This is a genomic window from Nocardioides pollutisoli (genome assembly GCF_040045055.1).
Taxonomy (GTDB): Bacteria; Actinomycetota; Actinomycetes; order Propionibacteriales; family Nocardioidaceae; genus Nocardioides; species Nocardioides tweenelious.
Map to the genome: position 1 here is coordinate 2,215,876 of NZ_JBDZDU010000001.1, position 14,029 is coordinate 2,229,904.

Here is a 14,029-nt window from a genome sequence, read left to right on the forward strand (position 1 = left end):
CGTGAGCACCCAGCTGACCGAGAACGTCGAGCTCGCCATCGACGGCATGACCTGCGCCTCCTGCGCGAACCGGATCGAGCGCAAGCTCAACAAGATCGACGGGGTCACGGCGACCGTCAACTTCGCCACCGAGCGCGCCCGGGTCGTCCACGACCCGTCGGTCAGCACGGAGGACCTCGTCGCCGCCGTCTCGGCTGCCGGTTATGCCGCAGCGCTCCCGACGCCGGACCGGGGCGACGACGGTGAGTCGACCGCGCTGCGCGACCGCCTGGTCGTCGCGGCCGCGTTGAGCGTGCCCGTCGTACTCCTCACGATGGTGCCGGGCACGTCGTTCCCCGGCTCCGACTGGCTGTGCCTGCTGCTCGCGACGCCGGTCGTGACCTGGTGTGCCTGGCCCTTCCACCGCGCCACGATCGCCAACCTGCGCCACGGCGCGACCACGATGGACACCCTCGTCTCGCTCGGTGTGCTCGCGGCCTACCTGTGGTCCGTGGTCGCTCTCGTGGTCGGCGAGGACTCGACCTACCTCGAGGTCTCGGGGGTCGTCACCACCTTCCTGCTGCTCGGGCGCTGGCTGGAGAAGCGTGCCCGCCGCTCGGCCGGTGGGGCCCTGCGCGCGCTGCTCGAGCTCGGCGCCAAGGACGTCGCCCGCCTCTCGGGCCGCGCGCTCGACGGTGTCGAGGAGCGCGTGCCCGCCGAGTGGCTCGAGGTCGACGACCTGTTCGTCGTACGCCCGGGGGAGAAGGTCGCCACCGACGGTGTCGTCGTCGCCGGCTCGTCGAGCATCGACGCGTCGCTGCTGACCGGTGAGGCGGTCCCCGTCGAGGTCGGGCCGGGCTCGGACGTCACCGGCGCGACCGTCAACGTCGGCGGGCGTCTCGTCGTGCGTGCCACCCGGGTCGGCGCCGACACCCAGCTGGCGCGGATGACCCACCTCGTCGAGGAGGCGCAGAACGGCAAGGCTCGAGCGCAGCGGCTCGCCGACCGGGTCTCCGGCGTCTTCGTGCCGGTCGTGATCGTGCTCGCGCTCGGGACGCTGGCCGGCTGGCTGCTCGCTGGTCAGGGCGCGGCCGCGGCCTTCACGGCGGCCGTGTCGGTGCTGATCATCGCCTGCCCGTGCGCGCTGGGTCTCGCGACGCCGACGGCGCTGCTGGTCGGCACCGGCCGCGGTGCCCAGCTCGGCATCCTGATCCGGGGGCCCGAGGTCCTCGAGCGGGCCCAGAGGATCGACACGGTCGTCCTCGACAAGACCGGGACCGTCACCACGGGCCGGATGTCGCTCGTCGAGGTCGTCGCCGGGGCCGGCGAGGCCGAGGACGTCGTACGACGTCGCGCGGCCGCCATCGAGTCCGCGTCCGAGCACCCGATCGCCCGGGCGATCGCGTCGGGCGTCGCGGCTCCTCCGGTCGAGGACTTCGTGTCGGTCGGTGGGCTCGGCGCGCACGGCGTGGTCGAGGGCGCTGCCGTCGTGATCGGCCGCCCTCGGTTCCTCGCGGAGTCGGGTCAGGAGCTGCCGTCCCTCCTGTCCGAGGCCGTGGACCGGGCCGAGGCCGCTGGTCGGACCGCCGTGGTGGTCGGTTGGGACGGGCTCGCCCGCGGCGTGCTCGTCGTCTCCGACACGGTCAAGCCGACCTCGGCCGAGGCGGTGCGCGAGCTGCGGGCCCTGGGTCTCGAGCCGGTCCTGCTCACCGGCGACAACGAGCGGGCCGCGCGGGCGGTCGCCGCGGAGGTCGGCATCGACCGGGTCGTGGCCGAGGTGCTGCCCGAGGAGAAGCTCGCGGTCGTCTCCGGGCTCCAGGACGAGGGCCGGGCCGTGGCGATGGTCGGCGACGGGGTCAACGACGCCGCCGCCCTCGCCCAGGCCGACCTGGGGCTGGCGATGGGCACCGGCGCCGACGTCGCGATCGAGGCGAGCGACCTGACGCTCGTGCGCGGCGACCTGCGGCTGGCCGCGGACGCCGTACGCCTGTCGCGCCGGACGCTCTCCACCATCAAGGTCAACCTGTTCTGGGCGTTCGCCTACAACGTCGCCGCCCTCCCGATCGCCGCCGCCGGCCTGCTCAACCCGATGGTCGCCGGTGCCGCCATGGCCGGCTCCTCGGTCTTCGTGGTCGCCAACAGCCTGCGGATCCGCCGCTTCCGGTAGGGGTCCGGCGGGGTAGTCACGGACGATCGGACCCATTACTCGTCAGTAGACCGGTCCGTTCGTCCGTGACTACCCCGACAGCGGCCGACCCCTCAGCAGGTCGCGAACAGCAGCGGCCCGCTGCTGAGGTCCGAGAAGACGTAGTTGTCCGGGTGGGGCTCGAGGTCGAGGGTGACCAGGTCGCCGTCGGCGGTGGCGGACCCGACCGAGAACCGGTCGGAGAAGTCGCCGCCCTGACCGGGCGCCGGGCCACTCGCGAGCTGGGCGCGCGAGTCGGCGTTGGTGCGGGCCTGGTCGGCGTTCTCGAAGGCGAGGACGACGCGCACGTGACCACCGGGCTGCACCGACATCGCGAAGCCGGCGACCGGGTTGACCTTGCCGGCCTCGGCGATCAGCCGGTCGGCGGTCGCCTGGTCGTCCGAGTCGGCCTGGCTCATCGCGAGCGCGGAGCAGGTGTAGTCGCCGTCGTACACCGCTGCCGAGAGGGGTTCGCCCGACCCCGAGATCACGCCCTGCACCGGGTCGGGGAGGTCGCCGTCGCCGAGACCGGACACGATCTTCGTGAGGTAGGGGCCGGTGTCGCTGGTGATGACCATGCCGTCGTCGCGGTCGAGCGCGACGAACTGGAGCTCCGGGGTCAGGTCCGAGCCGATGCTCGGCAGGGCCGAGACGCCGTCCCACACGCCGTCCTCCGAGGAGGGCTCGTCGAAGCCGTCGTCGCGCAGCCGGTCGGCGATCGCGTCGTAGTCGGTGCCGTCGGGCATCTTGATGAAGACCACGGCGCCGGCCTTGCCCTGGCTGAACAGCTCCCACGTGGCGCTGGCGGGCGAGAAGCCGAAGTGCGTCTGGAGCACGGGTGCCGACTCCACCAGCGCCGAGGCCGAGGTGAGGTCCGCGTCGTAGCCCTGGTCGAGGAACGTCCGCAGGTCGGCGGCGGACGAGTCGGCGTCGAGGTCCGCGCCGACCTTGCTGCGTACGGCGGCCCAGTCGGTCCACGAGAGCCGCTCCGCGTCGGCCGGGGCGTACGCCGTCGCCTGCTCGAACGTGGTCCGGTGGGCATCGCGCCACCACCGGACGCCGACGACCGCGGCCGCCGCCACGAGTGCCACCGCGAGCACCGCCACGAGGGCGACGGTGAGGCGTTTCGGCACGGGGGCTCCTGTTCCGGTCGGGCGTGGTGTGAGACTAGAGCACGGCTCCCCATCCGGAAGCGCCTGCGACGCGGGCTTTCGGATCCGATCTCGCGGCGTTGTCGGCGACTCGACGGGCCTCCGGCCCGCCTTCGCACCTCCGCCTTGCCAGATCGGCGCGAAAACCCGCTCGCGACGGCGCCGGATAGGGAGCCGTACCCTAACCGCATGCCCACGAAGGACGTGCTCGCTGCGGGCGCAGTGGTGTTCCGCCCCGGCAAGCGGGTCCTCCTGATCCACCGCCCGCGCTACGACGACTGGTCGTTCCCCAAGGGCAAGCTCGACCGAGGTGAGCACGTCACCGCCGCGGCGGTGCGCGAGGTCGCGGAGGAGACCGGGCTGCACGTGCGGCTGGGCCCGCCCCTGACCGGTCAGCGCTACCCGATCACGGGCGGTCGGATGAAGAGCGTCTCCTACTGGTCGGGCCGCGTCGTCGGCGACGACGACGTACGCCGCTACCAGGCGAACGACGAGATCGACCAGGTCGAGTGGGTCGCGTACGACGAGGCGCTCGACCGGCTGACCCACGAGCACGACCGCAACACGCTCGTCGAGGCGCGGTCGCTCCGTCGCAAGACCCGCGCCCTGGTGGTCCTGCGGCACGCGGCGGCGCGCTCCCGCAAGGGCTGGCGGCAGGACGACCGGCTCCGCCCACTCATCCAGGTGGGGCGGCACCAGGCGCAGCGACTGATCCCGGTCCTGGCGGCGTACGACGTCACCCGGGTGATCAGCTCGAGCAGCGCGCGGTGCGTCGAGACGGTCGGGCCCTACTCCGACACCACGGGCTGGGAGCTCGAGCTCGAGGACGGGCTGAGCGAGGAGGGAGCCACGTCGACCTCCGTGGTCGACACCGTCGAGGACCTGGTCGCTGGCAAGGACTCGGCCGTCGTGTGCACCCACCGGCCGGTGCTCCCGGCGGTCTTCGACAGCCTCGGCGTACGCGATCCGAAGCTCGAGCCCGGATCCATGCTCGTGGCCCACCTGCGTGAGGGCAGGGTGATCGCTACCGAACGCCACGACGTGCCCTGAGTCAAGGCCTCCTGGGCTTGTTCACGTGATGTCCGTCTCGGGAGCGGCTTTCTGTTTCCGACTGGGCAGATCGAGTTCACCCCTCGTTCACCGACGACCCCGGATCCGTCCACCTGTGGTCCCTAACTTCGCTGGTGTCAGAGAAGACAAGCCAGACATCAGGAGCATCGAAGTGACTCGCACTTCCATCCGACGGGCAGTCGTGCCCGGTATCGCCGTCCTCGCCCTCGCACTCACCGGCTGCGGGGCCGCCAACGACAGCGACGGCAGCGCCAGCGACGGCGGCAGCGGTAGCGGCAGCAGCCTCAGCGGCACCCTTGCCGGCGGCGGCGCCAGCTCGCAGGACTCCGCCCAGCAGGCCTGGCGCGCGGCCTTCCAGACCGAGAACTCCGGCGTGACCATCACCTACGACCCGGTCGGGTCGGGCACCGGTCGCGAGAACTTCATCAACAAGGCCTACTCCTTCGCGGGCTCCGACTCCTACATCACCGACGACGAGGGCGAGCTCAGCTCGGCCAAGGAGCGTTGCGGTGGCGAGGACCCGGTCGAGGTACCGGCGTACGTCAGCCCGATCGCGGTCGTCTTCAACCTCGAGGGTGTCGACTCGCTCAACCTCGACGCGAAGACCATCGCGATGATCTTCGACGGCAAGATCACCAAGTGGAACGACCCGGCCATCGCCGCGCTCAACGACGGCACCGACCTGCCGGACACCGACATCTCGCCGGTGCACCGCTCGGACGACTCGGGCACCACCGCGAACTTCACCGACTACCTGAGCAAGGCCGCCGGCGGTGCCTGGTCCTACCCGGCCGACGACACCTGGCCGATCCAGGGCGGCGAGGCCGCTGAGGGCACATCCGGCGTCATCGCCTCGGTCAAGGGCGGCGACGGCACCATCGGCTACGCCGACGAGAGCCAGGCCGGTGGCCTGGGCATCGCGTCGATCCAGGTCGGCTCGGAGTTCACCGCGCCGTCCGCCGAGGGCGCCGCCAAGGTCGTCGCGGTCTCCAAGCCGGCCGACACGGCGACGGACACGATGCTCGCGATCGACGTCGACCGGACCACCACCGAGTCGGGTGCCTACCCGATCGTCCTGGTGTCCTACCTGCTGGCCTGCCAGCACTACGACGACGCCAACGAGGCGGCACTGGTGAAGGGCTTCCTGTCCTACATCGTCTCGGACGCCGGCCAGCAGGCTGCCTCGCAGCAGGCCGGTTCGGCCCCGCTCGACTCGGAGACCGCAGCGAAGGCCGGCGACGTCGTCGGCGCCATCGCCGCGAAGTAGTCCCTCGTGGGAGTGCGGCGGTCCGGGTCCCGGGCCGCCGCACCTCCGTGAAAACCGACAGGAGCCCAGTGTCCGTCACCGCCCCACCCGGCAAGCCCGTCGTCAGGATGGGCGACCGGCTGTTCGCCGGCACCGCACGCGCCGCCGCGCTCACGATCATGCTGGCGCTGGCCGGCGTCTTCGTCTTCCTCGCGATCGAGGGGGTGCCCGGCCTCTCGGCTCCTGAGGGCATCTACCAGCCGGCGAGCGACTTCTGGTCGTACGTCGGACCGCTGGTCTTCGGCACCATCCTCGCCGCCGTCGTCGCGCTGGTCATCGCCGTCCCGTTCTCGATCGGGGTCGCGCTCTACATCTCCCACTACGCGCCGCGTCGGATCGCCGTGCCGGTCGCCTACGTGATCGACCTGCTCGCCGCCGTACCCAGCGTCGTCTACGGCCTCTGGGGTGGCCTCGCGCTCGCGCAGGCGCTCAAGCCGACGATCGACTGGACCTACGAGCACCTCAGCTTCATCCCGTTCTTCGCCGGCCCGCCCTCGGTGACCGGCCGCACCATGCTGACCGCCGGCATCGTGCTCGCGATCATGGTCGTCCCGATCACCACCGCCATCGCGCGGGAGGTGTTCGCGCAGACCCCGCTGCTCCACGAGGAGGCCGCGATGGCCCTCGGCGCGACGCGGTGGGAGACGATCCGCCTGGCCGTCTTCCCGTACGCCCGCTCCGGTGTCATCTCCGCCGTGATGCTGGGCCTCGGGCGCGCGCTCGGCGAGACGATGGCCGTCGCGATGGTCCTCTCCGCGACGCCCGTCGTCACGCTCAACCTGATCTCCAACACCAACCCGGCCACGATCGCGTCCAACATCGCCTCCAACTACAAGGAGGCGTCGCCGGACAAGCAGGCCGTCCTGATCGCGACCGGCCTGGTGCTCTTCGCGGTCACCTTCGCGGTCAACTTCCTGGCACGACTGGTGATCAGCCGAGGCGAGAGGAACCTGACCCGATGAGCACGACGACTCCTCTCGAGCCCGACACCTTCGCGATCAGCGTCGGGCTGGCCGCGCCGCGGCTGCCCCGCTGGGCGTCCCTCCTCGTCGCCGTCCTGGCCGTCGCGGTCTCCGGGCTGCTCACCATGCTCCTCGGGTGGAGCCTCGTCGGCGGGGTCATCGTCGCCGGCGCGCTCTTCATCGTCGGCGTACCGGTCTGGTCGCTGCTGCTCGAGGGCCGGCGCTCGGCCGCCGACCGGTTCGCCACCTGCCTGGTGTGGACGACGTTCGCGATCGTCCTGGTCCCGCTGGTGTGGCTGATCTGGATGGTCGTGAAGACCGGGGCCTCCGTGATCAGCATGGAGTTCCTGACCTACGACATGCGCAACATCGTCGGGCCCGGCGGCGGCATCTACCACGCGCTGATGGGCACCCTGCTCATCACGCTCGCAGCTGCGATCATCTCCGTCCCGATTGGGCTCTTCGCCGCGATCTACCTGGTGGAGTACGGCAAGGGCAGCCGGCTCGCGCGGGTCACGACGTTCCTGGTCGACGTGATGACGGGCATCCCGTCGATCGTGGCCGGCCTCTTCGCGCTCGCGCTGTTCGTGCTGATCTTCGGTCCCGCGATCCGGATCGGCTTCGGCGGCTCCGTCGCGCTGTCGCTGCTGATGATCCCGACCGTCGTGCGCTCGTCCGAGGAGATGCTGCGGCTGGTGCCCAGCGACCTCCGCGAGGCGTCGTACGCCCTGGGCATCCCGAAGTGGCGCACCATCGTGAAGGTCGTGCTCCCGACGGCGCTCGGCGGCATCATCACCGGCATCGTGCTCGCGATCTCGCGCGTCATCGGCGAGACCGCGCCGCTGCTGGTGGTGGCCGGTGCGACCGACAGTGTGAACTTCAACCTCTTCAGCGGCCGGATGATGACGCTGCCCGTCTACATCTTCAGCCAGTACAGCTCGCCGGGCGTCGCGCCGATCGGCGGCGGTGACCCGCCCGGCTACGCCCGGGCCTGGGGTGCCGCGCTCGTGCTCATCGCGATCGTGATGATCCTCAACCTCGTGGCCCGCTTCATCGGCTACAAGTTCGCCCCCAAGACCGGCCGGCGTCGCTGACCACCCGCCTGAACAGACTGTCTGAGAGAGAAACCATGGCCAAGAGCATCGACGTCTCCGACCTGAACATCTACTACGGGGACTTCCTCGCCGTCGCAGGCGTCAACATGACGATCCGCGCCAAGGCGGTGACCGCGTTCATCGGTCCTTCCGGGTGCGGCAAGTCCACCTTCCTGCGCACCCTCAACCGGATGCACGAGGTGATCCCGGGTGCCCGCGTCGAGGGCAAGGTGATGGTGTCGGGGCAGTCGCTCTACGACCCCGCCATCGACCCGGTCGCCGTACGCCGCCAGATCGGCATGGTCTTCCAGCGCCCGAACCCGTTCCCGACGATGTCGATCTACGAGAACGTCCTCGCCGGCATGCGGCTCAACTCCAAGAAGATGTCGAAGTCGGACGCCGACGCGATCGTCGAGAAGTCGCTGCGCGGCGCCAACCTCTGGACGGAGGTCAAGGACCGGCTCTCGAAGCCCGGCATGGGCCTCTCCGGTGGTCAGCAGCAGCGGCTCTGCATCGCGCGCGCGATCGCCGTCGAGCCCGAGGTGCTGCTGATGGACGAGCCGTGCTCCGCGCTCGACCCGATCTCGACCTCCGCGATCGAGGACCTCATCCACGAGCTGAAGTCCGAGTACACGATCGTGATCGTCACCCACAACATGCAGCAGGCCGCCCGGGTCTCCGACGACACCGGCTTCTTCAACCTTAAGGCGACCGGCGAGCCGGGCCACCTGGTCGAGTTCAACCCCACCACCAAGATGTTCACCAACCCGGACGAGGAGTCCACCGAGGCCTACATCTCGGGTCGTTTCGGCTGAGTCCAGGTCGGGTCGTCGGGGTAGTCACGGACGATCGGACCCGTTACTCGCCGGTACCTGGGTCCGTTCGTCCGTGACTATGCCGGACGACTTGCGACCCTGTGGATGACGCCTGCGGCAACCGCGTTCCGTGATGCACCCTCTCGGGCATGTCCGGAGGCCTCCCACACCCTGTGCCGTTCCATCCGGCGCGCGCGGGGCTGTGGCAGCCGGTCCGACGAGATCCGAACGGGCTGACGGGCCCGACCAAGGGGCAGGCGAGATCCGGTCGCTGGCGGGCGACCGGCCACGGCTTCTACGTGCAGTCCGACCTGGTCCTCGCCCAACCCGGCCAACGGATCGTCGAAGCCGGCATCCGGCTCCCGTCGTACGGCGGGGTCACGGGATGGGCAGCACTCACGTGGATGGGAGCCACGTGGTTCGACGGGCTCGAGGCTGACGGTCGGACCCGGCGGAACGTCCATCTCGCTGTGCGGCATGGAGACATTCGGGATGGCCCGGGATACTCCGTGACCTCGGAACGGCTCACCGGCTCGGAGTTCGTAGTGGTCGACGGGCTGTCGGTCTCTGTGCCGGTCCGATCGGTGCTCTTCGAGATGCGGTACGCCAAGGACGAACGAGCCGCCGCGCTGCAGCTGTCGATGGCGGCGTACGACGACCTGGTGTCCATCGAGGAGGCAAGTGCCTTCGCCACTCCCGGACTCAACGGGTGGATCGGCATCCCGAAGGCCCGGGCCGGGATCTTCCTGGCCGAGGAGAACTGCTGGTCGCCGCAGGAGCTCTTGATGGTGCTCACCTGGCAGCTCGACGCAGGATTCCCACGGCCTCTGTGCAACCACCCGGTCTTCGACCTGGACGGTCGCCACATCGGGACACCGGACCTCCTCGACGTCGAAGCCGGGGTCGTCGGTGAGTACGACGGGAAGATCCACCTCGCGGGCGACCGACGAGCGGTCGACCTGGAGCGGGAGGGTGCTTTCCGCAGGGCCGGATTGGAGTACTTCACGGTGGTCGCTGCCGACCTGGCGAGCCCGGAGCGGATCGTCCAGCGCATGGCGGAGGCGCGCTCTCGAGCGAGGTGGGAGCGCGAGAGCGCGCGGGCCTGGACCGTGGCACCTCCCGCGTGGTGGGTGCCGACCGTGACCGTCGCTCAGCGGCGTGCGCTCACCGATGCCCAGCGGGCGAGGTTCTTGCGTCGTCGGCCCGGCTGAGGGTCCCGTCTGTGGGGTAGTCACGGACGATCGGACCCATTACTCACCAGTAGACCGGCCCCTTCGTCCGTGACTACCCCACAGACACCCCCCCAAGACACCTCAGCCCAGGCCAGCGCCGGCCGATGAGGACCCTATGGAGTCGGGGGACCTGACGCTGCGGCGCGCGGTGGTGATCGAGGACGACGCGGACATCGCGGCGTTGCTCGAGACCGCGCTGACCTCTCAGGGGTTCGAGGTGACCGTTGCGTCCGACGGCAGGTCCGGCGTGGAGCAGGTGATCGCGACGGATCCCGACCTGGTGACCCTGGACGTCGGGCTCCCGGTCTTCGACGGGCTCGAGGTCTGCCGCCGGATCCGGCCGCTCACCGACGCCTACGTGATCATGGTGACCGCGATGGCCGAGGAGATCGACCGGCTGATCGGCCTCGAGGCCGGCGCCGACGACTACCTCGCGAAGCCGGTCAGCATCCGCGAGCTCAAGGCGCGCGTCAACGCGATGTTCCGCCGGCCGCGCCAGCTGGCGACGTCGTACGCCGGGGGCGCGACCCAGCCCGAGACGCCGCCGCACCTGCACGCCGTCCACGACCCGGCGCCCTCCCCCCGCGGCACGCTCCACCACGGCGACCTGAGCGTCGACCTCGAGGCTCACCGGGTGCTCTGCGGTGACCGGAGGGTCGACCTGACGCCGACCGAGTTCCGGCTGCTGGTCACGCTGATGCGTGCGCCGAGCCGGGTCTGGTCGCGCAGCGTCCTCCTGCAGGAGGTCTGGGGGAGCGGCTGGGAAGAGACCCACCTCGTGGAGGTCCACATGGGCAACCTGCGCCGCAAGCTCGGCGACCGTCGCGGCGAGGCGCGCTTCGTCGAGAACGTCCGAGGCGTCGGCTACCGCATGTTGGATGCGAGCTAGGCCGCCAGCGCCAGGTACGACGTCAGCGCCTCGTCGGCCCGGCGTACGGCGGACCCGAGGTCGTGCGACAACGCAGCGGAGACGTCCGCACGACGTACGTCGCTCTCGATCTCCGACGCCAGCTCCACCAGCTCGCGCGCCCCGACCGTGCCCGAGGAGACCTTGAGGCTCAACGTCGCCTCGAGGGCGGAGCCCAGGTCGGCAGCGGCCAGGGCGTCACTGATCCGGTCCATCCGCTGTGGCAGCAGCTGCTGGTAGCGCCACGCGAAGCTGGCCGCGAAGGCCTCGTCCTCGATGTCCTCCGCCAGCTTTCGCAGCGCTCCCTCGTCGAGTGGAAGGGCGCCGGTCATGTCGTTCTCCTCGTCGGGTGCGGTCCAGATGATGCTCGTGCCGAGCAGCACCAGCGCGCCGAGCGCCCCCCACCACAGCCCGTGTCCGACCACGGGGGTGCGCAGGGCGCGGACGACGTTCCCGACCATCGGCACGACGTGCACCGTTCGCCACACCGTGTCGTCGCGGACCGTGGCGCGCCAGGGGTCGGGCGCCGGGTTGGCGTCGCCCTGGGTGCGCATGATGGTGCGCCCGTCGGCGGTGTGGCGTACGGCGACGACGCGGTGCGTCTCGACGTGCTGGTCGGGGACCGGCGCGTGGAAGGTGATCACGTCGCCCACCGCCAGCTGGGCGGTCGGGATCGGCACCGAGACGATCACGTCCCCGGGGTCGATGGTCCCGGTCATGCTGCCGGTCAGCATCGTGGCGGTGCGGTAGCCGAACACCCGCGGCCCGACGGCCAGGCCCAGGAAGGCCACCAGGCCGCCGACGAGCGCCGCGCTCAGCAGGCCACTGATGACCCGGGAGAGCAGCGTCGTACGGCGATGCCGGGCCGCGAGGTGGTTCGGCATCGGATCAGGGGATCAGCGACGGCGTGATGACCGTGGACGTGCTGGTCCGCTGGGTGCCGATCATCGACCAGGTGATGCCGGTCGTGAGCCCCGCCGTGTCGGACGGGGTGTTGGACGGCAGCGAGAGCGTCGCGCGCAGGTAGACCGGGGCGCCGGTGTTGATCGTCGGCAGCCAGCCCGCCGTCTGCCCCCAGGCGCTGGTCGAGCCGTTGCCGCCGAGTGGACCGTTGGCGGAGACCGAGGTCGTCGTGCCGCTGCAGGTCAGCGCGGACGCAGTGGCGGTCCACGGCACCGAGCACATGTCGACGCTCAGCCGCAGCGCGTTGGTGAGGTTGTTCTGGTTGGTGATCACGGTCTGCACGGTCAGGTCGCTCAGCCTCGTGGAACCGGCGGCGAGCTGGATGGTGACCGGGAAGGTCCTGACGTCGCCCGGGACCATGTCCTTCGGGTTGACGCTGACGCCGTTCTCGGCGTTGTTCATCAGCACGCTGACCTTGCCCGACTCGACGTTCGAGGAGACGTTGGTCGTGTCGGTGTAGGCGCCGAAGGTGCCGACGCCGGCCACGCTGGCTGCGCCGGCGACGAGCGAGACGGTCGCGAGGAGCTTGACGAGGTTCTTGCGCGTGGGGTGGATCCGCATGGGTCCGGGTTCCCTTCCGTGGGAAGCCGGGTGGTGACCCGGCCGGTTCGTCCTGATGAGGACGATCCTGACCCGCGAGCCTCAAGGAAAGGCCGGGTGGTGAAGCCCGATCACATGCAATTCAAATGCAAGGCGTCAGCTGTTGAGGATCGGGTGGAGCACCAGGTAGAACGCGGCGGCCGAGAGCCCGGCCATCGGGAAGGTGAGCACCCACGCGGTCACGATCGAACGGGCGACGCCCCAGCGGACGGCGGAGAAGCGCTTCGTGGCGCCGGCGCCCATCACCGCGGAGGTGATGGTGTGGGTCGTCGAGATCGGGGCGTGGTAGACGAACGCCGTCGTGTAGAGCACCGCGGCACCGACCGACTCGGCCGCGAAGCCGCGGGCCGGGTCGAGGTGGATGATCCGGCGACCGAGGGTGCGCATGATCCGCCAGCCGCCCGAGTAGGTGCCGAGCGAGATCGCGCTGGCCGCGCCGATGATGACCCAGAGCGGCAGCGGGTCGTCGGCCGAGGCGTAGCCCGACGCGACGAGCGCCAGGAAGATCACGCCCATCGTCTTCTGGGCGTCCTGGAGGCCGTGGCCGAGGGCCAGGGCGGACGCCGAGACCGTCTGCGACATCCGGAAGCCGCGGAAGACCTTGTGCGGGTTCTTCTTCCGGAAGATCCACATGATCGCGAGCATCACCGCGAACGCGGCGCCGAAGCCGACGAGGGGCGAGGCCACCATCGGGATGACGACCTTGTCGACGATGACCTGCCAGTGGATGGTCGCGCCGCCGACCAGGCCGGCGCCCACCAGGCCGCCGATCAGGGCGTGCGTGGACGAGGAGGGCAGGCCGAAGTACCACGTGATCAGGTTCCACGTGATGGCGCCGAGCAGCGCCGCCATCACGATCACGAGTCCGTGGGTCGAGTCGACGCCGCCGATCGTGTCGCTGACGGTGTGCGCGACCTCCTGGCCGAGCAGGGCGCCGACGAAGTTCATCACCGCCGCGAGCGTGAGGGCGATGCGCGGGGTGAGGGCGCGGGTGGAGATCGACGTGGCGATGGCGTTGGCCGCGTCGTGGAAGCCGTTGGTGTAGTCGAACGCCAGGGCGATGACCACCACCGCGATGAGGATCGCGAGGTCCATGAAGGTCAGGACTCCTTGACGGCGATCTGCTCCACGATGTTGGCGACCTTCTCGAACGCGTCGATCGCCTCCTCGAGAGACTCGACGATGTCCTTGAGCTTCAGCACCTCGATGGTCTTGAACTCACCGCTGAAGAGCTTCGCGAGCGTACGGCGGTGGTTCTTGTCGCCGGCGTTCTCGAGGCGGTTGATCTCGATCCAGTAGTCCTCGAGCGAGCCGGGGGCGGACACCTTCGGCATCGCCTCGGCCGTCAGGTCCGCGCAGCGCTGCAGGATCTCGGCCTGGGTCGAGAGCTCCGGCGGGAGCACCTTCACCTCGTAGAGGAGGATCAGGTCGACGACCTCGTCCATCATGTCCATCACGTCGTCGAGGCCGGAGCCGAGCGCGTAGATGTCCTCGCGGTCGAACGGCGTCACGAAGGTGGAGTTGACCTTCTTGAAGAGCGAGTGCGTCGTCTCGTCGGCGAGGTGCTCCGCCTCACGCATCCGCTTCGCCACATCGGCGTGATCGGCGCCCTCGCCGAGCATCTCGGCGAGGAGACCGGCACCCGTGACGAGGTGCTGTGCGGACTCGGTGAAGAGGTCGTAGAAGGACGTGTCGACGGGCCGGAATCGCAAACCCACGGTAACTCCTGGTGAGGAGGAAAAGAACGCGCAACAGACTAGGGGG

At 70.2% G+C, this 14,029-nt stretch carries 13 protein-coding genes; 8 read left to right on the top strand and 5 right to left on the bottom strand.

What is annotated here, in order from left to right:
• The first annotated feature begins 1 nt into the window (after position 1).
• Complete coding sequence (locus ABLE68_RS10775) at positions 2 to 2,146, top strand: heavy metal translocating P-type ATPase (protein ID WP_348871318.1); 2,145 nt, start codon at positions 2 to 4, stop codon at positions 2,144 to 2,146.
• A 92-nt stretch (positions 2,147 to 2,238) separates the two neighbouring features.
• Here ABLE68_RS10775 and ABLE68_RS10780 read toward each other — a convergent pair whose 3' ends face one another.
• Complete coding sequence (locus ABLE68_RS10780; RefSeq protein ID WP_348871319.1) at positions 2,239 to 3,297, bottom strand: hypothetical protein; 1,059 nt, start codon at positions 3,295 to 3,297, stop codon at positions 2,239 to 2,241.
• A 207-nt stretch (positions 3,298 to 3,504) separates the two neighbouring features.
• On the opposite strand from ABLE68_RS10780, the gene ABLE68_RS10785 reads away from it, so the two are divergent.
• The 7 genes from ABLE68_RS10785 to ABLE68_RS10815 all read left to right on the top strand — a co-directional run bounded on the left by ABLE68_RS10785 (position 3,505) and on the right by ABLE68_RS10815 (position 10,684).
• Complete coding sequence (locus ABLE68_RS10785) at positions 3,505 to 4,365, top strand: NUDIX hydrolase (protein ID WP_348871320.1); 861 nt, start codon at positions 3,505 to 3,507, stop codon at positions 4,363 to 4,365.
• A 172-nt stretch (positions 4,366 to 4,537) separates the two neighbouring features.
• On the top strand, positions 4,538 to 5,653 hold the full coding sequence (pstS, locus tag ABLE68_RS10790; RefSeq protein ID WP_348871321.1) for a phosphate ABC transporter substrate-binding protein PstS: 1,116 nt from the start codon (positions 4,538 to 4,540) through the stop codon (positions 5,651 to 5,653).
• Positions 5,654 to 5,721: 68 nt separating this feature from the next.
• Positions 5,722 to 6,654, top strand: coding sequence for a phosphate ABC transporter permease subunit PstC (gene pstC / locus ABLE68_RS10795; RefSeq protein WP_348871322.1), 933 nt, complete (start codon positions 5,722 to 5,724; stop codon positions 6,652 to 6,654).
• Complete coding sequence (pstA, locus tag ABLE68_RS10800) at positions 6,651 to 7,748, top strand: phosphate ABC transporter permease PstA (RefSeq protein ID WP_348871323.1); 1,098 nt, start codon at positions 6,651 to 6,653, stop codon at positions 7,746 to 7,748. The genes pstC and pstA overlap by 4 nt, the downstream gene beginning before the upstream one ends.
• A gap of 35 nt (positions 7,749 to 7,783) precedes the next feature.
• Positions 7,784 to 8,563 (top strand): phosphate ABC transporter ATP-binding protein PstB, encoded by a 780-nt coding sequence (gene pstB, locus ABLE68_RS10805; protein WP_348871324.1) that lies wholly within the window; start codon positions 7,784 to 7,786, stop codon positions 8,561 to 8,563.
• Between the two features lie 509 nt (positions 8,564 to 9,072).
• Positions 9,073 to 9,774, top strand: a complete 702-nt coding sequence (locus tag ABLE68_RS10810) for a hypothetical protein (RefSeq protein ID WP_348871325.1) — start codon at positions 9,073 to 9,075, stop codon at positions 9,772 to 9,774.
• Positions 9,775 to 9,910: 136 nt separating this feature from the next.
• Entirely contained in the window at positions 9,911 to 10,684 is a 774-nt protein-coding gene (locus ABLE68_RS10815) for a response regulator transcription factor (RefSeq protein ID WP_348871326.1), read from the top strand.
• On the opposite strand, the gene ABLE68_RS10820 is transcribed toward ABLE68_RS10815, so the two are convergent.
• The 4 genes from ABLE68_RS10820 to ABLE68_RS10835 form a co-directional block, all read right to left on the bottom strand.
• Positions 10,681 to 11,586 carry a signal peptidase I gene (locus tag ABLE68_RS10820; RefSeq protein WP_348871327.1) on the bottom strand — a complete coding sequence of 302 codons (906 nt, stop codon included), beginning with the start codon at positions 11,584 to 11,586 and terminating at the stop codon, positions 10,681 to 10,683. The two genes, ABLE68_RS10815 and ABLE68_RS10820, sit on opposite strands and share 4 nt — an antisense overlap.
• Before the next feature lie 4 nt (positions 11,587 to 11,590).
• Positions 11,591 to 12,226, bottom strand: a complete 636-nt coding sequence (locus ABLE68_RS10825; RefSeq protein ID WP_348871328.1) for a hypothetical protein — start codon at positions 12,224 to 12,226, stop codon at positions 11,591 to 11,593.
• Between the two features lie 135 nt (positions 12,227 to 12,361).
• A complete protein-coding gene (locus ABLE68_RS10830) occupies positions 12,362 to 13,360 on the bottom strand; it encodes an inorganic phosphate transporter (protein ID WP_348871329.1) in 999 nt (332 codons plus the stop codon).
• 5 nt (positions 13,361 to 13,365) lie between these two features.
• Entirely contained in the window at positions 13,366 to 13,983 is a 618-nt protein-coding gene (locus ABLE68_RS10835) for a DUF47 domain-containing protein (protein WP_348871330.1), read from the bottom strand.
• Positions 13,984 to 14,029 lie beyond the last annotated feature (46 nt).